The sequence below is a fragment of the Chitinophaga sp. SVR4-12A genome (genome assembly GCF_056754765.1).
Map to the genome: position 1 here is coordinate 89,203 of NZ_JBPGWP010000001.1, position 26,653 is coordinate 115,855.

Genomic DNA, 26,653 nt, shown 5'->3' on the forward strand with positions numbered 1-26,653 from the left:
TGCATGAACAGGAAACATTTTATCTTCCATGTTATTTTATTTCTCTCCGCTTGTAAAGCCGGTAATATGCAAACAATTGGCACTATCGAAAAGACAGACCAGGGCCTGGAGGCGATCATGAATGCTGACGCCCGGGTAGAGATCATTGCAGATGGGTTCGACTGGTCAGAAGGGCCGCTTTGGATACCTGAGCGGCAGATGCTGCTTTTTTCAGACATTCCGAAGAACACGGTGTATAAATGGACCCAGGATAAGGGACTGGAAACCTATCTTAAACCTTCCGGCTACACGGGCGCTACACCGCGCGGTGGGGAGCTGGGCTCCAATGCTTTGCTGCTTAATAAGGAAGGCAAGCTGGTGCTCTGCCAGCATGGCGACCGCCGCCTGGCCGTGATGGATACCGCATTGGATCATCCTGCGTCTGTATTCAGATCTATTGCTGATAATTACCAGGGTAAGAAGTTCAACAGTCCGAATGACGTTGTCATGCGCAGCAACGGTGATTACTTCTTTACTGATCCTCCTTATGGCATGGAGCAACGGGAGAACGATCCTGCCAGGGAACTGTCTTTTCATGGCGTGTTCAAGGTAAGCAGCAATGGAGCAGTGACCTTGCTGACAGATACCATTACCCGGCCCAATGGCATTGTGTTCACACCGGATGAAAAGACATTGATCGTGGCTAATTCAGATCCGCAGAAAGCAGTGTGGTATATGTTCGATATCGGGCCGAATGATGTGCTCACAAATCCACGCATACTGCGTGATGTAACGGAGGAAGCCAAAACGCAGACAGGCCTGCCGGATGGTATGAAGATAGACCGGCAGGGAAATATCTTTGCTACCGGTCCCGGCGGTGTATGGATCTTTAATAAGTTCGGACAGCTGCTGGGTAAGATAAAAGGGCCGGTAGCGATGTCTAATTGTGCACTGGCGGAGGATGATAAGGTGCTGTATATTACGGCGGACAGGTATGTGCTGAGGGTGAAGATGAGATAAGAAGAGGGGAGGAAGTTCCCCGCAGGGCAGGGAACTTCAGGAATTGGCTGCTTGGGTTAACAGATCAACGTCCCATTATTACCAGGCTGAAGTCATAGTCATAATAGGCATAGTCTGCTTCGTAGCATTTTACTTTTACCTTTAATGTCCTGTCATAGGCGAGGCGGAACAATATTTTTTCCCATCTGTATTCACTGTTAGCCTGTTTAAATATATTGCCACTGCTGGGATATTCTATTTTGATATCGCTGTCCTGAACCCCTGCTTCTGTTGGGACCAGTAATACAACATAATCCACTCCGCTGGAAAAGTAACCGTCAAGTTCCTTTTCCTCGCCTTCACGCATGGTGAAATCATAGTCGTCATATACGCTATACCCTAGATCTTCATAATAGCTTACCAGGTTTTCCTTGGTGGTAATGCTTTGGGCAAAGCTAAGAACAGGCAACAGGACGCCTATCAGTACTAATAACTTTTTCATAAGGGGTAAATTTTAAATGGTTGATAATTTGTTTCTGGAAAAAGGTTATTTTTATGTAACCTGATGTAAAGATAGAGACACCCCAAAAGCTGGAACATGAGCAAAAGACCCTTTTAAAAGGAGTGATTTAACCGCTGGACAATGAGCCTGGCGCTAGTAGGAATGCATACCCGGGACAATGCCATTAGAGAGGATTCCTTAGATTTTATGCTTTAGTAAGAAACACCGGCAAAAAAGGTGTTTTAACGGTTGAAATTGCCATTTTAGAGAATGAACTGCACTAGGTTTTTCCCATAAGAGATGCGGAAGATTTTTCGTAACCCCTAAAAATTAATTTTATGGAAGAAAAAGAAAACTCTCTTGAACCTCAAGGTCAGCCCTTGGGAATACTTTTTGATCGCATGTTGAGTGAAAAGGAGGCAATAGCTAATGTAGAGGCCTTTAGGGATGGCCAACCGCCCGTAACTGCCTTAATTGCTTGGTATAATCCTGCAAAAATTAGGGACTATTTAGACAAAAAGATGCCAGCGGTAATAAAAAACCTTTCTAAGAGTGGCGACGGTAAGCCTCCAGATGGATTTGATTGGATGCTCGGGTTTTATTTCATGAAAATGAAGGATCCGGAACATGGAGAAGCCTTAAGGCGTAGTTTTTGTGTACTTCCAATACTGGTAGAAAAGAAAACGCAGACAGATCCCACTATTCCATTAGTAGCGATAGATTACTTTAAAGATGAAAAAAATCTCTATCGGCATCCGGATCCCCAAAAACCAAATGAGTTTGAGGCTGCTGCAAAAGGCAACGCTTATGACGCTGGGCACCTCTATCCATAATTATCTTACCCGATGATCGCCACGCTTTTCAATATCTCTTATCTTGCCGAGCTATCCGCGTTTATAGCGGCCCTGCTCTTGCTTAATAAGAGAACAAAGGCCTGGCGATCGTTTACACCCTTTCTATTTATTATTCTTCTTACTGAAACGGTGGGCTGGTACTGGGGCCCTGTCTTAATGCAACCCAACGACTGGATTTATAACATGTTCTATGTCATAAACACTCCCTTCTTTCTATACATCTTCTCTAAAGCCGAACCACTTCGGAGTAAAGTAATGCTTCTCAATTGGGCTATCGCTGCCTTTATATTACTTGCAGCACTGAATATATGTTTTTTTGAGGGATTCCGGGTTTTCAACAGCTATACAAAAGTGCTTGGAGATATTCTCTTGGCAGGACTGTCCTGTTATTTCTTTTATTCGGAATTATTGGAAGAAGAATACCGGGACCTTTTCTATTATGAATATTTTTGGCTCGCCAATGGCGTACTTTTTTATTCGCTAGGGGCGATCGTTCTTTACCTTTTCCTATCTTCTGTAAGGGAATTTAATGACCAGACCCATATCAGGATATATAGTTACATAGTTGGAGTCTTAAACGTCTTGCTGTACAGTAGTCTAATAATTGCTTTTATATGCAGGAACAGAACTACCAGATAGTTACCGCTGTGGTAATTACCATCATCGTCTTTCTGCTTGCCGGCTTCTTCATTTTCATCCTGGTGGCCTACATCAACCACCGTAAGAAAAAATTCATTGAAGAAAAACTGCGTATGCAAAACGACTTTCAGCAAACCATTCTTCTTACCCAGCTCGAAATCCAGGAACAAACGTTTCGTAACATCAGCCAAGAGATCCACGATAATATCGGTCAGTCCCTAAGTTTCGTAAAGCTCAACATCAACACCATCGATATAGCGGAACCTGCACAAGCCAATGAAAAACTATTAGCATCCAGGAACATTCTCACAAAAGTGATACAGGAGCTGCGCGACCTGTCCAAATCGCTCAATACCGATTTTATCAATGATGTCGGTTTGGCAGCCGCCCTGGATCAACAATTATTATTATTAAAGAAAACCGGCGCTTTTGTAACAAACCTCTCCGTTAGCGGAACGGTTGTCAAATTCCCGCCGCAAAAGGAACTGGTGCTATTCCGCATTGTGCAAGAGCTACTTAATAATATTGTAAAACACGCGGAGGCTTCCCGTGTTCACATTACTATGCAATTTGAACCGGACAAGCTGCTCATGACCGTGCAGGATAACGGAAAAGGCTTTGACCTGCCCCGCATCTATCAGTCCGAAGTAAAAGAAAAAGGCCTGGGAATACGGAATATGCATAATAGGATGGAGCTGATCGGAGGCCGTATCGTCTTGAACAGTGAGCGGGATAAAGGAACAGTAGCCAACATTGAATTACCTCTGTAATATGACATATATGCAACCGTGTAAAATTGCATTAGTGGATGACCATGTACTGATCAGGAACGGCCTGGCCAGCCTTATCAATTCATTTGACGGCTACACTGTTATCTTCCAGGCCGATAATGGGGAGGAGCTGATCAAACAGCTCAATCGCGCCTCCCTGCCGGACATCATTCTGCTCGATATTAACATGCCTTACAAAGACGGTTTTGAAACGGCCCTTTGGCTCAAAGCGCATCACCCGGACATAAGGATACTGGCCTTAAGCATGTACGACAACGAAACGGCCATTATCCGGATGATCAAGAACGGCGCAGGAGGATATGTGCTGAAGGATGCAGAACCGTCCGAACTGAAGGCGGCCCTGCATTCCCTGCAGGAAAAAGGCTTCTATTATTCAGAGCTGGTCACCGGCCACCTGATGCATACTATCAGCAAAATGGGCGATGATGCCGGCACTAGTAAGGCGTTGCAGCTGAGTGAACGGGAGATCGAGTTCCTGAAATATGCCTGCACGGAACTAAGCTATAAAGAAATTGCCGAGAAAATGTTCCTCAGCCCGCGTACCATAGACGGCTACCGGGATGCCTTGTTCGAAAAGCTGGACATCAAGTCAAGAGTCGGGCTGGTGATCTACGCCATCAGGAACAGGATCGTTAATATAGACGGTAACATCTGAACAGAGCCTGAAATGTCCACTTCAGCCCCAACTTCGTCCATCCCACTCCTTCTTGCTTTACGCCGGCCTGGCTCCATCCTACCTTTACATCATCAATCCGAAAACACTAAAAAATGCAAACCATGAACATGAAGAAAATTATCCTCGCAGCAGCATTCGCCATAGCAGCATCATTCAGCGTACAGGCACAACAGAAAGGCGTTCACCGCACCGACCTTCAGCAGCATGACCTTAGCGTTGCCGGCCGTGAAGCATTACAGGTACGCGTTGATATCGACCCCGGCGTGACAGCCGTTAAGCATACACATCCCGGTGAAGAGATCATCTATGTGCTCGAAGGTACCCTGGAGTACCAGCTGGAAGGCAAGCCTCCTGTAACGCTCAAGGCAGGCGATGTGCTGTTTGTTCCGGCAGGAATACCTCACACCGCCAGGAATGTTGGCAATGGCGTAGGTAGCGAGCTCGCTACCTATATTGTTGAAAAGGGGAAGCCGCTGGTAACGGTTGTCAAATAAGCGCCTTCACTGGCTGCTCAGGTCTTTGCGCAAGGTCACGATTTCCCCCGAGGTACGTTCTACGGCATCGCGTATAACCTTGATCGCATCGTTATATTCATTTTCTGAGTACATAGCAATAAATCGCTCCTTGAAAGGCTTCCTGAAATCGGGAGCCTTTTCCTTTAAGCCTTCTTTATGCCGGTAAGCCACCTGGAACTGCGGCTGACCGGAGAAATTGCTCCGGCTTACGGATACCATTTCGCCATCCTGTTCCCATACTTTCTTTGCCTTCTTCAGCAGTTCGGCGTAGGCTTCATCCCAGCCCGGCTTGAAGTATACATGGGTGATGGATACTTTATCAGCAAATTCGCCTGGTTTGGCAGAGCTTAAGTCGGGTTGCTGCACCATATAGTAACTACCCAGGTAGTTGTCTACCAGCGGCAGCACCGTTTGTGTAAAATCAGCTTCATGCTCTTCGCCCATATTCAGCCCATCCCATTCTGCCCAGGTCTTTGGCCCCATTACCATTGAATAGCTGCCCGAGTTGGGGCCTGTTTCTGTGAAGTAGATCAGGGCCTTATACTGCCCGGTATGATATTTCTGTACATGCGCAGTCAGCGCTTTTTCAAAATCCATTACCTTGTCTGCTTTGGGAAGAAAGCGATCTATTTCGATAACGCTCTCCTGGCCATGGCCCAGTAAAGGAAACAAGAACAGTGCAATAAACAACTTTTTCATATCAACAGGTTTAATGTGTAGGTAATAAAACATCACGCCTGTGTTGGATAACACATAACGGTAAAAGCCTTTACTGCATTACTGTTTTGAGATGACCTGTTTAAACGGGGAGGATAGCATTCAATTAATGCCGTTTTGGGGTAACCAAATATACGAAAAAAATGTGGCTCGTTAATTCCTGATTTATCTACCCACCCCGCCTTTTCTAAAATATATGTATGTTATTCATTTTCAGTTTGTATGATGATGTTTTTTCTACCCACCTATCTACCCACTATCTACCCACTTCTTTGTAAATAATCTTCCAGCAGCCAGCCCTGTCGCTGCCTTCTCTTTCCAGTATACCAAGCTCCTTCAACCGGGCAATATGATTGTCAACACCCGTTTTACTTAACTTGATACTCTCACTTAGCTCTCTTTTAGAAATGTTGTTATTCCGCTGTATCTCTCTAAGAATGCTACATTGCATGCTATTAATAAAGGAGACCCAGTAGGTTTCCATAAATTGCTCAAAATTTACCGGCCGGAAAAACTTCGCTGTGAATATACCTTCAAGGCTAAACACTGGTGCAGGTAAACCGGCCTTCTGCATCTCGTCTCTTATGCGGGTGATCCCCGATCCAACTTTTTCCACAAAATCCATTCGTTGAAGAAGTCCGAAAATCAAAGGGTTCCTTGAAAAACTTTTCTTACCGAAATCTTCTCTCGCAATACTATTTACCAGTCCGCCTGGGTTCGAAATCTCTACCCGGTCATCAAAGATCTCAACATGTGTGACGGCTCCCTTTTCATAGTAATCTCTATGGCAAAGTGCGTTGATTAATCCTTCTCTGAAAGCCTCTTCCGGAATTTCAAGCACCTCACGGCGTGGGCCGCTTCCTTCGATAATATAGTTAAGGTTCAGTTTTTGTTGCAGATAGGCTAATGCGTTGGTATATTGCTGAATAAGATTGCCGGTGAGGACCTTATCATCAAGGATATAGGTCTTATTTGTTCCCTTGAACACAAGACAACGCGTAATGGCCTGTTCGTAAAATTTTTGAGGGTCTTTTGCAAAAAGTAAAGCCGCTCCGTTTTTAAGTTGTCCTTTTCCGGCGGACAATTGTAAGTTGTCCAGGAGAACCTGTTGTGGTAGCGTATGTTGTATACCAGAGGCATCCAAAAAGTACCTGAACGCCTCGTTATCGAAATCTTCAGGATACCTGAATTTCTTACAAGGCGCTTCATCAAAAAAGATCCTGTCAGAATGCTGAAAGAAATCCCGCATTCGCTGCACAGAAGTGATTTTTTCAGAATTGGGACCGTTGCGGATAATAATACTTCCGGACACCGTATAAGGCTTTTCTTTACCGGATTTGCACTCGATGCATAGTACTGTTTTGGCTTCAATGGTCATCTCGCTTATGCTGACCTCAATGCGTGGCTCAATACAGTTAAATACCTGCTGCAGTCTTGACCTTTCGGTATTACTCATTGAAATGCCGGCAATCTTCCCCTTATCGTCCACGCCAATCAATAAGGTGCCTCCCGCTGCGTTTGTAAAGGCACAGATTTCTTCAGCCAGATCACTAGCCCTGGACGGGATAGATTTTTTAAATTCCAGGTTATATCCTTCCCCCTGCGCTATTAGCGATTTCAATTCCTTTGACGTCATAATGCTAACTAACAATGTGATGGAAAAATGATGAATCGGGCAATATTCATCATTTCAAAGGCTATTTCAGGTTAATCCACTGTTAATCCACCCTTTTATACAATTTTTTCCCTCATCCTCATTCTTTTTTCTATTTTAACAGATCACAAACTACCATGCAATGAAACGTCATCTTTTATTTCCATTTCTACTCCTGTTATTATTCCACTTTGCCGCCAGTGCACAGCAAACCACTTTACAGGTAGCCCTGGCTGGTATGAACCACGACCACGTACATACGATCCTGTCCCGCTGGAAGAAAGGCGACGTTAAGATCCTCGGTATCGCAGAACCGGATCAGCAGCTGATCCAGCGCCTGCAAAAGCGCTACCAGCTGCCGGACAATATCTTCTACAAAGATGTGCCCACGATGCTCAGCCACATAAAGCCCGACGCTGTACTGGCCTTTAATGCTATTGCTGATCACCTGGCCGTGGTAGAAGCCTGCGCGCCTAAAGGCATTCCTGTAATGGTAGAAAAGCCGCTGGCCACCACCGTGAAAGACGCCAACCGCATTGCAGCACTGGCAGCCCGGTACCACATCCCTGTGCTGACCAACTATGAAACCACCTGGTACAACAGTAACCAGCAGGTATTCGACCTGGTAGGGCAGCAGGAGATAGGTGCCATCCGCAAAATGATCGTTCACGACGGTCATGAAGGCCCGAAAGAAATAGGCTGCAGCCCCGACTTTCTGAAATGGCTGACAGACCCGGTGAAGAACGGCGCCGGCGCACTGATGGACTTCGGCTGCTACGGCGCTAACCTCATGACCTGGCTCATGAATAGTAAAGCGCCTGTTGCGGTGATGGCCGTTACCCACCAGATTAAACCTGAGGTATATCCCAAAGTAGACGACGACGCCACCATACTGCTGGAATATCCTGATGCCACCGGTATCATCGAAGCTTCCTGGAACTGGCCCTACAGCATCAAAGACCTGGAAGTATTCGGCAAAACAGGTTACCTGCATGCCCTGAACCCAGACAACCTGCAGGGCAGGAAGAAAGACAGCAGCTACCCGGTAACGATCAAACCGGCGCAGTACCGCGACAACCTTACTTACCTCGAAGCGGTGCTGAAAGGTGGTTATAAGCCCGGCAATGACCTTTCCTCACTGGAGAACAATCTCATTGTGGTAAGGATCCTGGAAGCCGCCCGCAGGTCTGCCAAAGAAGGAAAACGCATCCTCTTGTGATTCTGCGTTTTTTTTATTTATTTAACCTTATGATGAATACCCTCCACAAATGCCTCGCCCTTTGTGGCTGCGGCCTGTTACTGTCAGCATCGACCTACGCGCAATCCTGGGAAAAGATACATGCCAAAGCCATACTGGTAGACACGCACAATGACGTGCTGTCTTCCGCTACCATGAAAGGCATGGACATCTCGCAGCACCTGGATGGTAAAACGCATTCAGACCTGCCCCGCTTCCGGCAGGGAGGCGTGGATGTGCAGATCTTTTCCATCTTCTGCGATGAGCGTTTCGGTAAGGATACCGCCTTTGCATTCGCTAACATCGAGATAGATTCCCTCTACGCCATCGCTGCCCGCAACCCGGATAAGATGGCCGTGGTACGTACGCCTGCTGAGCTGAAAAAGGCCCTGCGGCAAAAGAAGATGGCCGCCATGATCGGCGTGGAAGGAGGGCACATGATAGAAGATAAACTGTCATACCTGGATAGCCTGTACCACCGCGGTGCGCGTTATCTCACCCTGACCTGGAATAATTCCACTTCCTGGGCCAGCTCCGCGAAAGATGAGAGCCAGGACAGTGTACGAGCCCCGCAGAAAGGGCTGAATGCTTTTGGCAGGCAGGTGGTACAGCGCATGAACCAGCTGGGCATGATGGTAGACCTTTCGCATGTGGGAGAGCAGACCTTCTGGGATGCTATCCATACCAGCACCAAGCCGGTGATCGTATCCCATAGCTGCGTGTATGCCCTCTGCCCCGTGTTCCGTAACCTGAAAGATGAGCAGATTAAAGCTGTTGGAAAGAACGGTGGCGTGATACACGTCAATTTCTATTCGGGTTTCCTGGACAGCACGTATCGCAAACAGCAACAACGGTTTACTGAAAACCATCGTGAGGAAGTGGATGCGCTCAAAAAAGCCGGTAAAAGATTCTACGAGATCCAGGATACACTTTATAGCAAGTACCCGGAAGAAGTACAGCAAATGAGGGCGCCAATGAGCCTGCTCATCGATCATATCGACTATATCGTGCGTCTTATCGGTATTAACCACGTTGGACTGGGATCTGATTTTGACGGCATCGAATCACCACCCCGCGAGCTCAATGGCGTAGCAGATTATCCACTGCTTACCAAAGCGCTGCTCGAACGAGGGTATTCAAAGAAAGATGTGCGTAAGATATTGGGCGGGAATTTCATCCGCGTATTTAAGGCTAACAGCAAAAAATAAACACCTATGTTCAGATGGTTCACCGGCATCGTCCTGCTGCTTGTCAGCGTTAGCGGCTATGCACAGCAGCAATGTGATATCATGATTCGCAACGGCCGTATTATTGACGGCACAGGTAATTCCTGGTTCTATGGCGATGTGGCAGTGAAAGACGGCCGTATCCTGGCCGTAGGTAAACAACTGGAAGGATACACGGCAAGCCGGTCCATTGATGCAAAAGGACTGATCGTAGCGCCAGGCTTTATCGATGTACATGGGCACGTGGAAAGCGGCATCTTTGACCGCCCTACTGCCGATAATTATATCTATGACGGGGTGACCACCATTGTTACCGGTAACTGCGGCGGTTCTTACGATGATCTGGGCATTTTCTTCCGCCGGGTAGACAGCCTGCAGTCAGGCATTAATATCGCTTCCCTCTATGGCCATAACACCGCACGGCGGATAGTCATGGGGACTGCTAACCGGAAAGCCAGTCCGCAAGAGCAGCAGCAAATGGAGGGCCTGGTGGAAAAGGCGATGAAAGACGGCGCCGTTGGCCTCTCCACCGGTTTGATCTACATTCCCGGCACTTTTGCCAATACGGAAGAAGTAGTAGGCCTCGCTAAGAAAGCTGCGCTATACAACGGCGTATATGCCTCGCATATCCGTAACGAGGAAAGCAAAGCCGTAGAGGCGGTAAATGAAGCTATCCAGATCGGGAAAGAAGCCCATATACCGGTGGAGATCTCGCATTTTAAGATCAGCGGAAAGGCCAACTGGGGTAAATCTGACGTGATACTCGGATTGGTGAAAGCAGCCCGTAAAGAAGGCTGGGATGTGACTATAGATCAGTACCCTTACACTGCGAGCAGCACCAACTTAGGCGTTCGCCTGCCGGATTGGGCCCTCGCCGGCGGACAGGATTCCATCAACGCCCGCCTGCATGATCCGGCCACCCGCGCACAGATAAAGAAGGAAATGCTGGAACAGCTGCATAGCTATAAATACAAGGATTACAGCTATTGCGTGGTGGCCAATTACGCTGCAGACAGCAGCTTTAATGGCAAAAGCATTACGGAGATCAATCGTAAACTGGGCCGCAGAGGCAAAGCAAAATTCGAAGCAGAGACCATCATGGACATGATCGAAAAAGGCGGCGCCCAGATGGTATATCATGGGATGAACGAAGACGATGTGCGCTATATCATGAGGTATCCCTTCTGTATGGTAGGAGCAGATGCAGGGGTGCCAACACCCGGGAAAGGCATGCCCCATCCCCGCGCCTATGGCACCAATGCCCGTATCCTGGGTAAATATGTACGTGATGAACAGCTGATCCCCCTTGAAGAAGCGATCCGTCGTATGACTTCCCTGGCTGCCCAGAAATTCCAGCTGAAAGACCGTGGCCTTATCCGCGAAGGCATGGCCGCAGACATCGTGATCTTTGATGAAAAGACCGTGAATGACAACGCCACGTTTAATGTGCCGCACCAGTACTCAAAGGGTTTTGAATATGTGTTGGTGAACGGGCAACTGGAACTGGAGAACGGAAAGCATACAGGGGTCAGGAGTGGCAAACCCCTGTATGGACCAGCAAAAAAATAGCGCTTAATATAAATAGTTCAATGCCACCTTATCATTCGCATTGAAAGTTCTATCCCCGCCATTAGAACATGCCAGCATCCAGGATGCCTGGTCTGGCCCTGTAGGCGTGCCCGGTATATGCACGGCGCCTATACTGCCAGCACCTTCATTGCCTGCACCGGCAGCGCCGCAGCTGAAGGAACGGTCCATATAGTCGGTATGACGGAAGCCGATGCAATGCCCGATTTCATGCTGGATCACGGAAGCCACATAGAGCACATCAGGATTGCTGCCATAGGCATCAGGATGGGTGTTCATAGAAACCTTCCGGTAAGGGTCTCCGCTTTTGGTGGGAAAGCCGGAAGAGCCAAGGGTGATAAAACCACCACTGGGCGCCTGGTAGAAGCCTTCTATGGTAATGTCTGCTTTGCGGCCCGAACTGAGGCGCTGGAACTTAATGGAAAGGTTCAGGGCATTGTAACGTGCAATGGCTTCATCTGTTCCCTTTACAAAAGCATCGGGCAGGTTGCTCACCAATACGGTGATGGTGCGCGGAAGGCTTTTAACAAGATTGTTGGTGCGGTACTGTTCCGTTTCCGCAATACGCAGGTTAGGCGTGGTGGAACTGCTCATCAGATCCTGTTCTTCCAGCAGGATATCGCCTTCTACCAGGTAGCCGCCTTCTACTTTACGTACGCCGGCCGTACTGAAACCTCTTGCACTGATCTGGCTCAGCACAGTTTGGGAAACGCCGTTCTGGTCTGTTTGCTGACTAGTGGATGTTTGCTCTTTCTGACAGGAAACGAACAATGCGCCGGCGCTCAGGCAGGCTGCCAGCAGGTAAGTGACTTGTTTGCTCATGTGTTGTCGATTTTGGTATTTATGGTTATTAATTATCACAACGTTAACAAAGGATATATCCCTTCCATCACCGGATACCAGCGGAAATGCAGGTTAAATGAAAATGTGAATGATTGAATGCTCTCTTGTATTGCTCGTTTTGGCTTTTGGCTTAGATTTGGTTTGCTATTAGTGCTTCGGTTGACTCTCTTTCCAATATTACAACATTTAGCTTATTTAAAAAAATCAATCTCCGGCGCCCGTATTTAACTTTCCTATAACTAAGCAGCCCTTAAATTGCAGCTTTTCTGTACTGAACCAATAGCACCAACATGAGAATTTTAGCATTACTGGCCTTACTTTCCTGTTCCTTTATTTTCTGCTCCGCCCAGGAAAAAGAACATCCCGACAGCCTGCTGGCTAAACGGCAATTCTTCGCCCTGCAGAATTTCCTGATCAGGAACGCCGCAGGTCTGAAAGAACAGGATCGTTTATACTATCAATGCTTTACCTGCAATTTCTTTAACCGCCCCGATGAAAGCAACCGGCATATTGACCGGCTGCTGGAAAAGTACCGGGCTTTCCTTGCCCGCAAACAGTTCGTCACCCTGATGAAACTGAAGATCGATAACCTGGTAAAAAGTTATCGTTATAAAGAGGCTTATGCCGTTTCAACCAGCTTGTTGTCCGGTTACAAAGGGGCGCTTTCCCCGGAAGAACAGGAAGACATCTGGAACGAGGCCATCCTATGGGAAAGCCTGCAGGCTGCTGCCCCCCAGCAATTAAGCGTTACTGAAAATACGAGGATCGCGTATAAACGGGATATGGCAGGACTGATCAACATTCCTGTCAGCATTACGGATACTACGGAGCATTTTGTGTTCGATACAGGCGCGAATATCTCCGTGATCACGGAAAGCAATGCAAAACGTAACGGCCTGGTACCTGGCGAAAAATACTTTGAGGTGATAGCTGCTACCGGCATCAGGGTTAAAGCCCGTACTGCCGTGGTGAAAAAGATGAAAATAGGGGATCATATCCTGGTAAAGCACGCCGTCTTCATGATCTTTCCTGATAGCGCGCTTACTTTCGGGCCTTATAAGATCCAGGGTATCATTGGTTTCCCGGTGATAGAGCAGATGGGCGAGATCAGGATCAGCGCCACACATCTGGAAGTGCCCCATGAACCGGTGCAGGCTGCTTTTGCGAACTTTGGACTGGATAAACTGATGCCGGTGGTGAACACACAGTATCGGGCGGACAGTCTGCCCTTTACCTTCGATACCGGCGCTGCAGCCACTGATCTTAACCTGCCTTTCTACACGAAATACCAGCAGGAAATAAACGCTACCAATAGCCTGCATGAAAAGCAATTTGGCAGCGCAGGCGGCAACGTTAAGATCAGCAGCTACAAATTACCGGAAGTAGTGTTGCAGATAGCCGGCAAGACATTCCACTTGAAGGATGCGCCGGTTAAAACAGCCACTGTGACGGAGAATGATGAATACTATTATGGCAATATCGGACAGGACCTGATGCGCCAGTTCCGCGAAATGGTGATCAATTTCAGGTATATGTATGTTGATTTTAAAGATTAGCAGCCGGGTTAATATCCAGGTTCTCCAGGTATTTATAACCTGAGCCCGTATTCAGCAGCAGGATATTTTCATCCGGGTGCACCTGGCCTTCCTGCAGCAGTTGTGGCAGGGCGGCGATCAGCGCGGCGCCTTCGGGCGCTGCCAGGATCCCTTCTTTACGCGCCAGCATGATCATATTGGCTTTAATGTCTTCTTCGCTGATGGCGATGCAGTGCCCGTTGGACTGATGTAATACATCCATCATCAGGGGTTCTGCAAAGGGCCGCGGCACTGCGAGGCCGTTAGCGATGGAAGGCTGGCCGTTATACTTTTTGGAATTGGGTTGCCATCCGTTCCAGGTGCTTACTACCGGCTGACAATTAGCTGCCTGTACCGCGATCATCCGGGGTAGTTTACCGGAGATCCATCCCAGCGCCTGCATTTCCTGGAATGCTTTCCAGAGGCCTATCAGTCCGGTACCACCGCCGGTAGGATAGAGGATCACATCCGGCAGGTTCCATTCCAGCTGTTCAGCTATTTCGTAGCCCATGGTCTTTTTCCCTTCCAGGCGATAGGGCTCTTTAAAAGTGGATATATCGAAACAATCACGTTCCTGTTTGATGCGTGCGGCTTCGGCTGCACAGTCGTTGATCAGGCCATCTACCAGCACCAGTTCGGCGCCATACATCCAGCACTCTTCCTTGAAGATCTTCGGGGTATGCCGGGGCATCACCACGATGGCCTTCATGCCGGCAGCCGCGCAATAGGCGCTCATCGCCCCGCCTGCATTGCCGGCGGTGGGCACTATACATCGTTCAACGCCAAACTCTTTTGCTTTGGAAATAGCGGCGCTGAGGCCCCTGGCTTTAAATGATCCGGTAGGGTTCTGGGATTCATCTTTCCAGTATAAACGGTCAAATCCCAGCAGTCCCGGAATCCTGCGAAGGGTTTGCAGCGGCGTCATACCTTCGCCCAGTGTTACGATGTTCTCTACGTCAAAAACAGGGAGCATTTCCAGGTAACGCCACATATTTTCTGAATGAGCAGGCAGCACTTCGCGGGAGAGCGGTACGATATCTGCCGTATCGTATTGTGCTACCAGGGGAGCGTTGCAGCACACAGAGGTTTGATACAACTGGAACGGGTCATAGTGTTGGCCGCAGTTGCTGCATTGCAGGGCGTGCAGCATAGAAAGTGTTTGAATTGTTCTCATAAACAAAGTTTGCAGTGGGCACATTGCCTGATGCAAACTTACTCCGCCGGAGCATTCGCAGGTTATACTAAATAAGCATATACTATTACCTGGGGTTATACTGCTTACGGGCCAGTTTAATGAAGATATTGTTAATCTGGTCATTGTTGGTTCCCTGCCTTTGCATGAAAAAGAAAGAACGGTGGATCTTTAATCCCGGAATATCAATGCGTACCAGTTCGCCGCTCTGGATCAGGCGTTCCACGGATCGCTGGGGAAGGAAACCCAGGCAGGTATCGCTCATCAGGAAGTTCTTTAAGGCTTCTGTTCCGCCCAGGATGATGCGGTTATTGATGTCCTGTATAGAGATGCCAAATGGCGCCAATGCCTCCGCCACTGCGGCCAGGGTGCCGCTGCCTCTTTCCCGCAGCGCCACCGGTATGGTTCTCAGCTCTTCTACCATTACCCGTTTCTTTTTAGCCAGGGGGCTGCTGTGATGACATACGGGGATCACCTCGTCTTTCATAAAGAATTTATACTGCACGGTGGTATGCTTATTCCTGCTTTCAGTAATGCCCAGGTCAATTTCCTGCTCCAGTAGTGCGCGAAGGATATTCTCCGAATTGCTGTTCAGGAGGCGCAACTGGATATGCGGGTATTGCTGGTGGAAACTGGATAAGATCCCCGGTATCACATACAAAGATATGGTGGTGCTGGCCCCTACTACCAGCGAGCCTTTTGCCTGCTGTTTACCTGAGAGGCTGCTGAGGTTAACCTGCATATTACGCTGCAGCTCTTTGGCCTGCTTTACATGATCGAACAGGATCTTTCCTGCTGCCGTTAGCTGGATGGTGCTGCCTTTCCGCTCAAAAAAGCTGAGATTGAACTGGTTCTCCAGCAGGCGAATGTGTTTGCTGATAGATGGCTGGGTCATATACAATACCTCTGCGGCTTTTGAGAAGCTGAGCAGGCGCGCGGTTTCGTAGAAGGCTTCATAGCTGATGGCAAGCATGGACTGTCGTTTGCGTGAAATTACAATAAAAAAGTCGTCAGTCGTCAGTTGTCAGTTGTCAGTGATTAGCGCGGAAAGATGGCATATATTAAATGATTACAACTGATGACTGACAACTGACAACTGACAACTGACAACTTTTACTTCCACTTCGCCAACAGCTCCTCGCTTTCCGCTTTTCCCCATCTGGGTTGTACATTATCCGCCGGGCGTTGTGCTGCGAGATTTTTCATGGCTTCTGCCAGCAGTGTTTTTGCCTGTGCTTTATCGCCGCCCCACATTTTGGGGGTGTAGTACTTTACCCAGGCCTGCAGGTAGAGCGCACGCGGGTTGCCAGGGTCCAGCTGGAGGGCTTTGTCCAGGTACTGCTGGGAGCTGGGGCCATATTGGCGGCCATAGGTCATCGGGTTGATGAACACTTTGGTGCGGTATACCATGCTTAGTACCGTGTACAATTCTGCCTGGTCTTTTTTATTGCTGCTGCTTTTCAGCAGTTCCTGCGCTTGTTTGGCGTAGGTTTCTCCATCGTTGCTGAATGGTTCGATGCGATCGCCATCGTCTTGCAGCAGGAAGCCGATCCTGGCATTACAGAGGGCTGCGTAATAGTAGGGCAGCCAGTTGTTTTTCTGCGCATTGGCAGCCTGAATGAATTTGGCGGCCAGGCTTTGATAGTCTTTCACTGTTTTGGCAGATTCAAGCCCGGATACTGCGCTGCTAAGTTGAGCGTCTTGTGCACGGGCAGAGAATAACAAGCAAGCGAAAGCAGTAATAAGGAGCATTAACTTTTTCATGATGCTGATTTTTAAGTTTAAAATTTGTTATTTGGAATTTTTACAAGTTGTTATCGATAAAGTCCTCAGTACGGTCTATACCGAAGCTCATAAAGATGCCGATGTAATAAGAGCGGGTGGCCGGCGGCACTATGGGCACTTTGTTAAAGCCATTGTAGCTGTACTGGTAACCAAATACCTGCCGCGAGCCCAGTATATTATTCACACCAAAGCCGATACCGCTGTAATCTTTTCTTTTCCATTTTGGGAAGATGGAGAACATATAGGCGCCGCTCAGGTTAAGATTATGATAGGCCTTTGTAGTGCCCTGGTCATAGATCTGCGCATGATTGCCATCGATGGCCCTGATATCGTAATAAGGCCTGCCGGTGGCAAAATTGTAAGCGAGATTAATGTTCAGGTTAAGATCCTGGAAATAGCGTTTTACAACTACGGCCGCGGTATGCGGGGTGGCAAAGCCAGGCTGCAGGGCGTAGGGGTAGTTCAGGTAATCCCTTTGCGTATGCAGGTACGTGTAGGTGATCCAGTAGTCCAGTCCGCGTATGCTGCGCTTATCCCGCCAGAACAGCTCTATGCCCTTAGCATCGCCCTTGCCATTGTTGTTTAGTTGCGGTGATGTCTTTACCAGCTGGTAATATTGCTTGTAATAGGCTTCCAGTCTGAAAAGGCGGTTGCCTGCCTTGCGCGTGTAGTTCACGATATAATGATCTGCGCGGGAAGAGCGCAGGTCTCTTTGCTGGAAGAGGTAACTATTTTCTGGTTTTTGGTAGAAGATACCGTAAGCAACATTCACCTGTCCGCCGTCATTAAAGCGATAGGCCAGGCTGGCCCTGGGGGCTACTGTGCTTTGTTGCAGCAGCGAAGAATGTTCTAGGCGTACACCTGCTCTGGCCATCATATTTGGTGTCAGGTAGATATCGCTTTCTGCAAATGCGGCGCTGAACTGATCTGTTAGCGGGTAGATGCTGTCATTGCTGTGGAAGCGGTCATCTGTATAGAAATGCTCTACGCCTATGTGCAGCGCCTGGTTACGGGAGAACAGCCGGGTCAGTACTACGCGGCCCTGCGCGAAGTCTGACCCGGTGTTATAGCGCATGTTCTTCCTGTAAAACGGCGGTGACGGAGGAGAGACGGTTTCATGCGCACTGTTCTCCAGTGCGGTATATATCTTCTCCTGGTTATAGCTATATGCTGCAGCGGCGGCTATCTTCCAGCGCGGCCCCAGCATTGCCCGGTAACTGATATTGGTATAGATATTCCTGCTGTGCAGCTGAAAGGAATTTTGCAGGGGAAGGCTGTCCACATCCGGGTTGCGCAGTCCTACGTTGCTGAGCGTACCAGCAGCATAGAACTTCAGCATACCAGTTTTGCTGGTCTTGATGCGGAAATTGGCTTGTGCACGGCCATATTCAGGCCCTATGAAATAATCCGGCTTTTGCGGCACGATGTTGTTGTAAGGGGAGAGGTTGGTGTAATCAACATTGACGCCGTAGCTGCTTTTCTTTTTTTACCCAGCTGCTGGATGCCTATACCGATATTTTGCGGGAAGAGATTACCACTGGCGGATGATACATCCGGCAGGTCAGACGCTTTCCAGTATGAGGGCGCTGCTCATGGCTTGTCCGTATTGGGCGGAGTAGCCGCCTGTGCTGAAGAGGATCCCTTTGAACAGGAAGGGGTTCAGGCGGGCAGGTTGTATGATGCCGGGAACGCTGGGGTAGTTGGGATTCCTGAGCAGGGTACCGTCTACGAATTGTTTGGTTTCTTCGCCGCTCCCTCCGCGTACGTAGAGGCCTTCCCGTTCCCCTATCATCTGCGCGCCGGGCAGTGAGCGAAAGGAGTTGGAAAGATCAGCGCCGGTGCCTGCTACAGTAACGGCGTCGATAGGCGTGAGGGAAGCGCCTTTGGCTTTATCGCTGGCTTCAAAGCTGCCTGCAGAGATCACTACTTCTCCGAGGGTTGTATGTGCTGAAGCCAGTATAACGTTAACGATTATACCAGTGTCAGAGATAGTGATCGCCCGTTCTGTTGTTTTATAACCGATAGCTGAAATGGAAAGCGTTTGTCTTCCTTTCAGAGAGGTGGGGAAGGCAAAGCGCCCGGTACTGTCTGTAGCGCTGCCCGCGCTGCTGCCTTTGAGGCTAACACTGGCTCCGGGGATTGCTAGCTGTTGTTTGTTGGTAACAAGTCCTGAGAGTTGTACCTGGCTATATACTGGTCCAAACAGGCAACATCCGCAAAGCAAGAGCAGGAGTGTGTGAAGTGTGTGAGCCGCCATAGTTTCTGTTTTTATTGAACACAAAACTATCGGGCATTTCAGCGTGGATTTTGGAGAGTATATTTAAGGAGGAAGTGTAGAGACGAAAGGGGGAAATTGAGAGATGAACCCTTGGCGTCAGGTTTTCACCCGCCATCATTGCGAATAAGGGCGAGGAGCAACGAAGCAGGGCCTTCAGCCGCCGTCATTGCGAGGCCCGGATGGCCCTGTGAAGAGCCGGGCCCCCAAACGCCAGCCCTCGCGGCTCCCCGCAATGACAGCGAGGAAGGTGCTTATGTTCCTGCTTCTTTACCTGTTAATCACCTTATCCAGATTGGCCTTATAAAACTCACTCAAGGGTAATTCCAGCTCACCTATACACACTAAATCTCTTTTAATTGCCGTGATCTTATTCGTTGCAATAATGAATGATTTATGCGTGCGTACAAACCTTGGCGAAGCCAGCTTTTCTTCAATCGCCTTCATGCTCATCCTGGTGATCACTGGTTTCTTAGATGAAGCGATGTGGATCTTCACATAATCCTTCAAGCCTTCCACGTAAAGAATATCATCGATCACGACTTTCACAAGCGTATATTCCACGTTCACAAAGAAATGATCCGGGGCGGGCCCTGTATTGGGGACATTTGTTGCCTGTTGCTGCCATTGGAATCTTTCCTGGGCTTTATTACAGGCTTTGAGGAACCGTTCAAAAGAGACCGGTTTCAGCAGGTAATCTACTACGTTCAGGTTGTAACCTTCCAGGGCATATTGTTCATAAGCGGTGATGAGGATGGTCATCGGCGGCTTTGGCAGTGTTTGCAGGAGCTGCAGTCCGTTCAGGCCGGGCATCTGTATATCGAGGAAGAGCAGGTCAATTGGAGTGGTCTGCAGCACCGCGGTGGCTTCCAGCGCATTACGGCAGGCTTTTACCAGGTGGAGGAAGGGTACTTGCCGGATATTGTCTTCCAGCAGGTCCAGCACCAGTTTTTCATCGTCTATGGCCAGGCATTGCATCATCGTAGCTGTAAAGTTAATACGGTAGAGAATATATCCGCTTCCGTCTGTACGGAAAGGATGTGTTGATCCGGGTACAGCAGTTTTAAGCGTGTACCTACATTGGCCAGGCCGATGCCTGAATTGGCGTCTTTGCTGTCAGACCCGTTCACGCTGAATTTATTCCTGACGGTAAAGGTAAGGCGGTTCTCCGCCACTACCAGGCGGATGGAGATCCAGGGATCTGTAATCCATCCGATACCGTGTTTAAAGGCGTTTTCCACAAAAGGGATGAGCAGCATGGGCTCTATGGTAAGCTGCTCTTCATCGGGGGCAATATCGATCTGCGTCTCAATACGGGTATCATCGCCAAAACGCAGTTTCTGCAATTCTATATAGCTCTTGAGATAGGCGATCTCTTTTTCCAGCGGCACCTTCTTTACTTCAGAATCATACAGCATATATCGCATCAGGTCAGACAGCATGATGAGGGAGGGTTCCATCAGGTCTGATTTCTTACGCGCCAGTGATACCAGGTTGGTAAGCACGTTGAACAGGAAGTGCGGACTGATCTGCGAACGCAGGAACTTCAGTTCCATGGCCAGCTGTTCTGCCTGTCGTTCCTTCTGCTCTTTTTCATACCGGATCTTATCTACCACCAGCCGGTAAATCGTACTGGCTATCAGGAAAACGATCACGGGGAAAAAGATCATCATCTGGGCGGTACCCCTGATGTTCACCTGTGGATAAAATGCCGCCAGTATGCCGATCTTGATATAGTTAACAGCCCCCACTACAAAGACGATACTGAGCAGGTACAGCCACCAGTACTTTTTATTGAGCCAGCGGGGGAAGAGTACGTAGGCGTTCAGGTAGAACGCGCCGATGTGCAGGATGCTGCTGATCAGCCAGAAGCTGCCCGGTAATGCGCCGGGCGGAAGTGGCTGATTACCGGTCAGTAAATGCGGTAAGGCCATCAGTGCTCCCCAGATCAGTATGTGCAAGGCTACAATCCCGTAGGTTGTATTTGTGGTCGTTCGCGTCATCTTCATGCAGCTATAAGTTACCAAATTTATTCATAGGAGGTGCCTCCATGGGAAAGTAGTAGATAAGGCAGGTGTTTTTGTAGACAAGCGGGGTGTTTTTGAATACTATTTTTCTGCTACCGGCAGTTACTGACCAGGAGCCGGCCATTCACACTGGCCCCAAACTTGTGGCCCTTTTTTCAAATAAACTTTGCTACATGTCTGATACCAAAACAATTGACATTCATGTAAAAGGCCGGCACTATACCCTTCACATGGAACAGGAAGCGTATAATGGCCGGCCCGCTTATTACATAACGGATCAGAACCTGTCCGGTATCTGTGGCTGTGAAATGCCCGACAATCTCATTCTGTTTGAAACAGAAGCGGGTATGGAGTGTTCACCGCGTGTTATCACCCTGGAAGGCCGGGAAGTGACCAATCAGATCTGGAATGCGATCAAAAGGCCTGATAAAGCTGAACCGCAACCTAATGGGCCAGGTTTGGGATGAAAGCCGTCAGTGGTCAGTTGACAGTTGCCGGTAAAAGCATTGTGAATGTTCAGCACTGAGAACTGACAACTGGAAACTGTCAACTTAGAATTTGCCGCTTACGACCTTCTGCACTGCCACAACATCCTGATCCCCCAACCCGTTGGCTACTCCCTGCTGCAAAAGCTCCTGCGTTTTTTGCCCTACTGCCATCGGGACGCCGGCCGTTTGTGCCTGCTGTAATACCAGGTTGGCATCTTTTAATGCCATGGCCAGGCTGAAGCCAGGTGGCACATAGGCTTCTTTCAGCAGGGCGCTGCTATAAATATGATAATAAGGTGCGTTGAATAAGGTTTGCGTCAGCATCTGTAACCATTGTTCCGCCTGGATACCGCTTTGCCTGGCCAGGTGAATACCTTCTGCCATGGCAGCCACCCCGGAAAGGATCAGGTAGTTGCTGCACAGTTTGGCCACGTTGGCAGCACCCGGTTCCGGGCCAAATTCCCACACATTAACAGCTCCCGCATCCTGTAGCAATGGTTTTACCGAAGCTATCACGGCCTCGTCTCCGGATACCAGCAGGTTGAGTTTCCTGGCCCTGGCCACTTCCGGTCTGCCCATTACCGGCGAGGTGATATAATGGTTCTGAAATTGCCGGTGGGTTGCTGCCAGGGCTGTACTGGTAGCCGGCAGGATGGTGCTCATGGAAATGTGAATACCGCCCGGCCGCAGGTTGGCGGCAATGCCGTCAGGTCCTTCGGTAATGTGTCGCAATGCGGCATCATCTGCTACCAGTGAGAACACCACATCGCAAAGGGCGGCCAGTTCTTTCACCGATGTACAGATCACCGCTCCCTTGTCTGCCAGCGGCTGTGCTTTCGCTGCCGTTCTGTTATATACATATAAGGGTTGATGTTGCATTAATAAATTTTCCGCTATGGGCGCTCCTAAATTTCCTAATCCTATGAATCCTGTTTTCATCGTAAAAATATTTTAGGGCGGGAAGTTACGGCATATGAGAAAATATATACTCATTTCGTTGCCATCAGTTGTATGAAGCGGATAGGTACAGCAAGAAGTACAGGTCATAGATATACAGGGACACGCATCCACTCAGACGTGCCTGTCAGGCCCATATAACAGTGCGGCTATCCCACACTATAAACACTATAAATGATTCAGTTTATCCAGTATCTCCTGCCAGATCAGGCGTGCTATCTGCTCGCTTTCCACTGTCTTCAGCCTTTCATCAAACTTTACATGTCCATTGGCCCTGAACTCGAGATTGTCAGGGATGATATCATCCAGTTCCTCTTCATCCGCTCCCGGTTCTACCCGGTACGTGATCTCTTCTTCCTGGTGATCGATGGATATGAAAAGCTGGTAGGGCTTGTCATTCAGTACGATGGTGATGATATGCTTTTCCATAACACTAACGTCACAATAGCCGTGCCATTGATATGACCAAATTTTGTACTTCATTAAGGCTGTCCGGAACCGTACACCCCTGTACCGAAAATGGACAATATCTATACATTTTGAATATGGTTATCAACAGCTTATGATCTGGCACTTATTTAGGTATCTCATAAGCCCAATCACTCGTTCCATGTTCAAAAGCTACTGCATCATTGCCTTCAGAAATGTTCAGCGCAATCTTAATTATGTATTGCTGAATGTTTTCGGTCTGACTATCAGCATCGCCTCCTGTCTCGTTATCTTCCTGATTGTAAGAAACGAGCTCGGCTACGATAACTTTCACCGTAAAGCAGCGCGGACTTACCGGGTTACACTTAATGCGCTCGACTTTAATCCCAGTGTATCCATGGGCGTTGTACCTGCCCTGCGTACCGATTTTCCTGAACTGGAAAATATATCGCAGGTATGGTATCAGCAGCTCGGGCAACTCAAAATAGGTCAGCAGCGCTATAACGAGCATGGCTATATGTATGCGGATGAGGAGTTCACCAGCATCTTTGACTATCAATGGTTGCAGGGCAACCCGCGCACGGCGCTGTCAGAACCCAACGCCATCGTGCTTACGCAAAGCATGGCAAGGAAATACTTCGGCAATAAAGACGCCATGGGGGAGCTCATTAACCTGGATAACCAGTATGATCTGCGGGTAACAGGCGTGGTGAAAGACCCGCCCGGTAATACCAGCCTGCCCTTTCGTTTCCTGGTCTCTTTTGCTACGGTGAAAAAGGATTTAGGCGCCGGCGCCCGTGAATTTTATGCTATCATGGGAGGCAACGCCTATATCGTATTGCCTGAAAACTACCCGCTGGCCCGTTTGCAGGGAAGAATGAAAGCTTTCATCGCCAAGAACTGGGGCGCCGATCTTGCCAGGGAAGCCAGGCTGCCCATACAGCCACTCCGCGATATTCATTTTGATCAACGCTACCTCAATACGGCCGACATGCCTACCACTTCCCGCGGTACTTACTACGGGCTGGCAGTTGTAGCCTTATTTATTATCATCACTGCCTGTATCAATTTCATTAATCTGGCCACTGCGCAGGCGGCAAAGCGCGCCAGGGAAGTAGGCGTACGTAAAGCATTGGGCGCGGGCCGCTCACAACTGATCCGCCAGTTCATGGGCGAGACTTCCCTGTTGGTGCTCCTTTCTGTGTTGCTGGCGATGCTGGCGGCTTATTTTCTGCTACCGCAGGCAGCTGGCTGGCTGAGTATAAAAATAGATCGCTACCAATTGTTTCAGCCAGGGGTGCTGGGGCTGCTCGCAGCGGTAACGGTGCTGGTGATCCTGCTGGCAGGGCTTTACCCCGCCTTCGTACAGTCGGCTTTTCAGCCTGTTTTATCGCTGAAAGGTTCCACCGGTGCAGTGTACCGCGGCTTTACCCTGCGCAAAGGCCTGGTGCTGCTGCAGTTTGTTATTTCACAGGTGTTGATCATTGGTACGATGATCGTTGCACGGCAGATGGACTTTTTCCGGAACCAGGACCTGGGCTTTAACAAAGAAGCCGTGATCGCCTTTGATCTGGCCGACAGGGCCAAACGCGAAGTGGTGCGTGAGCAATTACTGAGTAACCCCGGTGTGGCGGATGTGTGCTTTTCAACAGGAGCGCCGGTGTATAACCGCATTTTCTGTCCTTTATCAGCTCCGGAGCTGGGTATTACCAAAGACGATGTAACCGAGATCAAAATAGTGGATGAGCATTATATAGACATGTTTGGCATAAGAATGCTGGCGGGGAGAAGATCGCTAAAAAAAGCGCGGGGGATACCACCCATAACGTAGTGGTGAATGAAGCCCTGCTACACAAGCTGGGTATAGCAGGGCCACAGGCAGCGCTGGGCAAGCATATCCTCGCAAATGGCACCTATTGTACGGTGATTGGCGTGGCGCAGGATTTTCAGAGCGAGTCCAAACATAAAAAGATCCGGCCCTGTATACTCTGGTATGATGACAAAATGTTCTTTTCTGCCAGTGTGAAAATAAAGCCGCAGCACATGCGCGAAACCGTCAGCCGTATAGAAAAAAACTGGTACAGCCTCTTCCCCGATAACCTGTTCTACTATGAATTCCTCGATGATCATATCGCAGGTTTTTACCGCCAGGAGGAAAAGGTGTACACGGCCTTTAAGCTCTTTTCTTCGCTCGCTATTCTTATCGGCTGCCTCGGTTTGTATGGATTGGTAACCTTTGCTGCCGTACAGCGAACCAAAGAAGTAGGCATCCGCAAAGTGTTGGGGGCTTCCATGCCTGATATTGTCGCCTTGTTTGCAAAGGAATTCTTCCTGCTGATCGCTATCGCGTTCATAGTGGCAACGCCGTTGGCCTGGTATGTGATGCACAGCTGGCTCACAAATTTTGCCTACCAGGTAAGTATGGGCCCGGGCATTTTCCTGCTGGCGCTGATCATCTCTTTTGCGATAGCTACCCTTACTATTGCCTATCAATCTGTAAAGGCGGCGCTTGCCAATCCTCTACGAAGTTTGAGAACGGAGTAGGTTCCATTAACCCTGGGCGCTCACTTCTACTAATAAGCCGCCGGGGGCGTAGCAATAAAAAGTAGTGGAAGCAAAACCGCCGCGGTTCATTTCTTCCACTTCACTGGCGGTGATCCCGGCGCTGGTGAGGGAGGCATGTTTTTCCCGCACTTCAGCAGGCGTATCGAGGTAAAAGCCGATATGGAAGTTTTTGGGATAACGCACCATAGACTCGGGACTTTCGCTCTCTTTGTCGTACATAAAGTTGAGAATAAAGCCCCCTTTCCCTTCCAGGACGGCGAATTTGTCGCCGCCGGGGGCGGGCAATACTTCAAAATCGAAATGCTGAACAAAAAAGTCTCTTGTAGCCGGTACATTAGGCACCGGCAGGTTAGCATGATTTAACTGCATAAAATAAGTGTTATTAAATTAAGGTTTGAGTGCTTTTAGCACGAGCTGAAAAGCCTGTTTCAGTTTCTGCTCGTTCAGTGAGAAGGGTTTTCCCGCCATACTGCTTTGCTGCAGGTGAAATTTCACCAGTATATAGAACGGTCCGTAGGCTACCGACCAGAAGATCTCCGTAGGTAAATCCATGATCTCTTTCCGTTGCACCGCATTCTTTACAAATTGCTGCAAGGCTGCCCGGAAAGACGTTTCCTTGATGTCTGCATGTTTGATCAGGGGAGAGTTCCTGAATTGCTCTGAAAAATGAAAATGCAGGGGATATTTCTGTATGTAGCGGTAACGGTTCTTCCATTGCAGCCATAAGCCCTCTGCAAAGCTCATCTCAGGGTCAAAGTTCTTCAGCACCTCTTTTGAAAAGATCTCATCCACGGACAGGTACAACTGGTTCAGCATATCCTCCCTGCTTTTGAAATAGATGTAGATAGTAGAGGCAGAAAGGTTCGCCGCTTTGGCCAGTTTCTGCATGCTTAGCCCGTCAAAGCCTTCCTGTACGATCATTTCAATGGCCTTCTCCCTGATCAGCGCCTCTTTGTTTTCGTCTTTTGGTCTCATAACGGGGACAAAGATAAACGAATGTTCGTTCTTTTAAAAATATTTTTAGGGAAGGATGATATTAACTTTCCTTAAAATGCTGTTTCTTTACGGGAGGCAGTGAACATAAAACCAATGCTTAAGTTTCAGGTTTGAAGTCTGAGGTTTGAAGTTCGTTAGATGTTTGA

General features: G+C 48.7%; 27 protein-coding genes. 12 read left to right on the forward strand and 15 right to left on the reverse strand.

The genetic code is table 11. The annotated features are described in order from the left end of the window. Positions 1-3 precede the first annotated feature (3 nt). Positions 4-999, forward strand: coding sequence for an SMP-30/gluconolactonase/LRE family protein (locus tag ACR9Y8_RS00405; RefSeq protein WP_481211239.1), 996 nt, complete (start codon positions 4-6; stop codon positions 997-999). A gap of 64 nt (positions 1,000-1,063) precedes the next feature. On the opposite strand, the gene ACR9Y8_RS00410 is transcribed toward ACR9Y8_RS00405, so the two are convergent. Further along, positions 1,064-1,480: a hypothetical protein gene (locus tag ACR9Y8_RS00410; protein ID WP_481211240.1), complete on the reverse strand. Its 417-nt coding sequence runs from the start codon at positions 1,478-1,480 to the stop codon at positions 1,064-1,066. A gap of 338 nt (positions 1,481-1,818) precedes the next feature. Here ACR9Y8_RS00410 and ACR9Y8_RS00415 point away from each other — a divergent pair, with 338 nt between their 5' ends. The 4 genes from ACR9Y8_RS00415 (at position 1,819) to ACR9Y8_RS00430 (ending at position 4,934) form a co-directional block, all read left to right on the forward strand. After that, positions 1,819-2,313, forward strand: a complete 495-nt coding sequence (locus ACR9Y8_RS00415) for a hypothetical protein (RefSeq protein WP_481211241.1) — start codon at positions 1,819-1,821, stop codon at positions 2,311-2,313. Between the two features lie 635 nt (positions 2,314-2,948). Then, positions 2,949-3,743 carry a sensor histidine kinase gene (locus ACR9Y8_RS00420; RefSeq protein ID WP_481211242.1) on the forward strand — a complete coding sequence of 265 codons (795 nt, stop codon included), beginning with the start codon at positions 2,949-2,951 and terminating at the stop codon, positions 3,741-3,743. 10 nt (positions 3,744-3,753) lie between these two features. Beyond that, the gene (locus ACR9Y8_RS00425; RefSeq protein ID WP_481211243.1) at positions 3,754-4,419 is read left to right on the forward strand and encodes a response regulator; all 666 of its coding nucleotides are present in this window, start codon (positions 3,754-3,756) and stop codon (positions 4,417-4,419) included. 122 nt (positions 4,420-4,541) lie between these two features. Next, entirely contained in the window at positions 4,542-4,934 is a 393-nt protein-coding gene (locus tag ACR9Y8_RS00430; RefSeq protein ID WP_481211244.1) for a cupin domain-containing protein, read from the forward strand. Between the two features lie 6 nt (positions 4,935-4,940). Here the strand turns inward: ACR9Y8_RS00430 and ACR9Y8_RS00435 are convergent, their stop codons facing one another. Together ACR9Y8_RS00435 and ACR9Y8_RS00440 are read right to left on the reverse strand one after the other, a co-directional pair. Beyond that, positions 4,941-5,654 carry a hypothetical protein gene (locus ACR9Y8_RS00435; protein WP_481211245.1) on the reverse strand — a complete coding sequence of 238 codons (714 nt, stop codon included), beginning with the start codon at positions 5,652-5,654 and terminating at the stop codon, positions 4,941-4,943. A 274-nt stretch (positions 5,655-5,928) separates the two neighbouring features. Beyond that, positions 5,929-7,308, reverse strand: coding sequence for an RNA-binding domain-containing protein (locus tag ACR9Y8_RS00440; protein WP_481211246.1), 1,380 nt, complete (start codon positions 7,306-7,308; stop codon positions 5,929-5,931). A gap of 160 nt (positions 7,309-7,468) precedes the next feature. Here ACR9Y8_RS00440 and ACR9Y8_RS00445 point away from each other — a divergent pair, with 160 nt between their 5' ends. From ACR9Y8_RS00445 to ACR9Y8_RS00455, 3 genes are read left to right on the forward strand one after another with little or no spacing between them, the layout of a single operon-like run. Further along, complete coding sequence (locus ACR9Y8_RS00445) at positions 7,469-8,545, forward strand: Gfo/Idh/MocA family protein (protein ID WP_481211247.1); 1,077 nt, start codon at positions 7,469-7,471, stop codon at positions 8,543-8,545. Between the two features lie 29 nt (positions 8,546-8,574). Beyond that, positions 8,575-9,771, forward strand: a complete 1,197-nt coding sequence (locus ACR9Y8_RS00450) for a dipeptidase (RefSeq protein ID WP_481211248.1) — start codon at positions 8,575-8,577, stop codon at positions 9,769-9,771. A gap of 6 nt (positions 9,772-9,777) precedes the next feature. After that, complete coding sequence (locus ACR9Y8_RS00455; RefSeq protein ID WP_481211249.1) at positions 9,778-11,358, forward strand: N-acyl-D-amino-acid deacylase family protein; 1,581 nt, start codon at positions 9,778-9,780, stop codon at positions 11,356-11,358. Positions 11,359-11,361: 3 nt separating this feature from the next. On the opposite strand, the gene ACR9Y8_RS00460 is transcribed toward ACR9Y8_RS00455, so the two are convergent. After that, a complete protein-coding gene (locus tag ACR9Y8_RS00460) occupies positions 11,362-12,198 on the reverse strand; it encodes a M57 family metalloprotease (RefSeq protein ID WP_481211250.1) in 837 nt (278 codons plus the stop codon). Between the two features lie 311 nt (positions 12,199-12,509). Between ACR9Y8_RS00460 and ACR9Y8_RS00465 the strand changes: the two genes are divergently transcribed. Continuing rightward, on the forward strand, positions 12,510-13,775 hold the full coding sequence (locus ACR9Y8_RS00465; protein WP_481211251.1) for a retropepsin-like aspartic protease family protein: 1,266 nt from the start codon (positions 12,510-12,512) through the stop codon (positions 13,773-13,775). On the opposite strand, the gene ACR9Y8_RS00470 is transcribed toward ACR9Y8_RS00465, so the two are convergent. The 7 genes from ACR9Y8_RS00470 to ACR9Y8_RS00500 all read right to left on the reverse strand — a co-directional run bounded on the left by ACR9Y8_RS00470 (position 13,765) and on the right by ACR9Y8_RS00500 (position 21,054). Continuing rightward, positions 13,765-14,967, reverse strand: coding sequence for a threonine synthase (locus ACR9Y8_RS00470; RefSeq protein WP_481211252.1), 1,203 nt, complete (start codon positions 14,965-14,967; stop codon positions 13,765-13,767). The two genes, ACR9Y8_RS00465 and ACR9Y8_RS00470, sit on opposite strands and share 11 nt — an antisense overlap. An 85-nt stretch (positions 14,968-15,052) precedes the next feature. Continuing rightward, a complete protein-coding gene (locus ACR9Y8_RS00475; RefSeq protein WP_481211253.1) occupies positions 15,053-15,958 on the reverse strand; it encodes a LysR substrate-binding domain-containing protein in 906 nt (301 codons plus the stop codon). Between the two features lie 140 nt (positions 15,959-16,098). Continuing rightward, entirely contained in the window at positions 16,099-16,749 is a 651-nt protein-coding gene (locus tag ACR9Y8_RS00480; protein ID WP_481211254.1) for a tetratricopeptide repeat protein, read from the reverse strand. A 40-nt stretch (positions 16,750-16,789) separates the two neighbouring features. Continuing rightward, positions 16,790-18,193, reverse strand: coding sequence for a TonB-dependent receptor plug domain-containing protein (locus ACR9Y8_RS00485; protein WP_481211255.1), 1,404 nt, complete (start codon positions 18,191-18,193; stop codon positions 16,790-16,792). Between the two features lie 138 nt (positions 18,194-18,331). After that, positions 18,332-19,027: a carboxypeptidase-like regulatory domain-containing protein gene (locus tag ACR9Y8_RS00490; protein ID WP_481211256.1), complete on the reverse strand. Its 696-nt coding sequence runs from the start codon at positions 19,025-19,027 to the stop codon at positions 18,332-18,334. A 288-nt stretch (positions 19,028-19,315) separates the two neighbouring features. Continuing rightward, positions 19,316-20,026 carry a LytR/AlgR family response regulator transcription factor gene (locus ACR9Y8_RS00495; RefSeq protein WP_481211257.1) on the reverse strand — a complete coding sequence of 237 codons (711 nt, stop codon included), beginning with the start codon at positions 20,024-20,026 and terminating at the stop codon, positions 19,316-19,318. Beyond that, positions 20,023-21,054, reverse strand: coding sequence for a sensor histidine kinase (locus ACR9Y8_RS00500; RefSeq protein ID WP_481211258.1), 1,032 nt, complete (start codon positions 21,052-21,054; stop codon positions 20,023-20,025). The genes ACR9Y8_RS00495 and ACR9Y8_RS00500 overlap by 4 nt, the downstream gene beginning before the upstream one ends. 191 nt (positions 21,055-21,245) lie before the next feature. On the opposite strand from ACR9Y8_RS00500, the gene ACR9Y8_RS00505 reads away from it, so the two are divergent. Then, positions 21,246-21,539, forward strand: a complete 294-nt coding sequence (locus tag ACR9Y8_RS00505) for a hypothetical protein (RefSeq protein ID WP_481211259.1) — start codon at positions 21,246-21,248, stop codon at positions 21,537-21,539. Positions 21,540-21,623: 84 nt separating this feature from the next. On the opposite strand, the gene ACR9Y8_RS00510 is transcribed toward ACR9Y8_RS00505, so the two are convergent. Then, positions 21,624-22,499, reverse strand: coding sequence for an NAD(P)-dependent oxidoreductase (locus ACR9Y8_RS00510; RefSeq protein ID WP_481211260.1), 876 nt, complete (start codon positions 22,497-22,499; stop codon positions 21,624-21,626). Positions 22,500-22,685: 186 nt separating this feature from the next. Next, positions 22,686-22,946, reverse strand: a complete 261-nt coding sequence (locus tag ACR9Y8_RS00515) for a hypothetical protein (protein ID WP_481211261.1) — start codon at positions 22,944-22,946, stop codon at positions 22,686-22,688. 181 nt (positions 22,947-23,127) lie between these two features. Between ACR9Y8_RS00515 and ACR9Y8_RS00520 the strand changes: the two genes are divergently transcribed. Both ACR9Y8_RS00520 and ACR9Y8_RS00525 read left to right on the forward strand, forming a co-directional pair. Further along, positions 23,128-24,777, forward strand: coding sequence for an ABC transporter permease (locus ACR9Y8_RS00520; RefSeq protein ID WP_481211262.1), 1,650 nt, complete (start codon positions 23,128-23,130; stop codon positions 24,775-24,777). Positions 24,778-24,779: 2 nt separating this feature from the next. Continuing rightward, positions 24,780-25,490 (forward strand): ABC transporter permease, encoded by a 711-nt coding sequence (locus ACR9Y8_RS00525; RefSeq protein ID WP_481211263.1) that lies wholly within the window; start codon positions 24,780-24,782, stop codon positions 25,488-25,490. Between the two features lie 6 nt (positions 25,491-25,496). On the opposite strand, the gene ACR9Y8_RS00530 is transcribed toward ACR9Y8_RS00525, so the two are convergent. Together ACR9Y8_RS00530 and ACR9Y8_RS00535 are read right to left on the reverse strand one after the other, a co-directional pair. Then, positions 25,497-25,880, reverse strand: a complete 384-nt coding sequence (locus tag ACR9Y8_RS00530) for a VOC family protein (protein ID WP_481211264.1) — start codon at positions 25,878-25,880, stop codon at positions 25,497-25,499. Between the two features lie 18 nt (positions 25,881-25,898). Then, positions 25,899-26,486 carry a TetR/AcrR family transcriptional regulator gene (locus ACR9Y8_RS00535; RefSeq protein ID WP_481211265.1) on the reverse strand — a complete coding sequence of 196 codons (588 nt, stop codon included), beginning with the start codon at positions 26,484-26,486 and terminating at the stop codon, positions 25,899-25,901. Positions 26,487-26,653 lie beyond the last annotated feature (167 nt).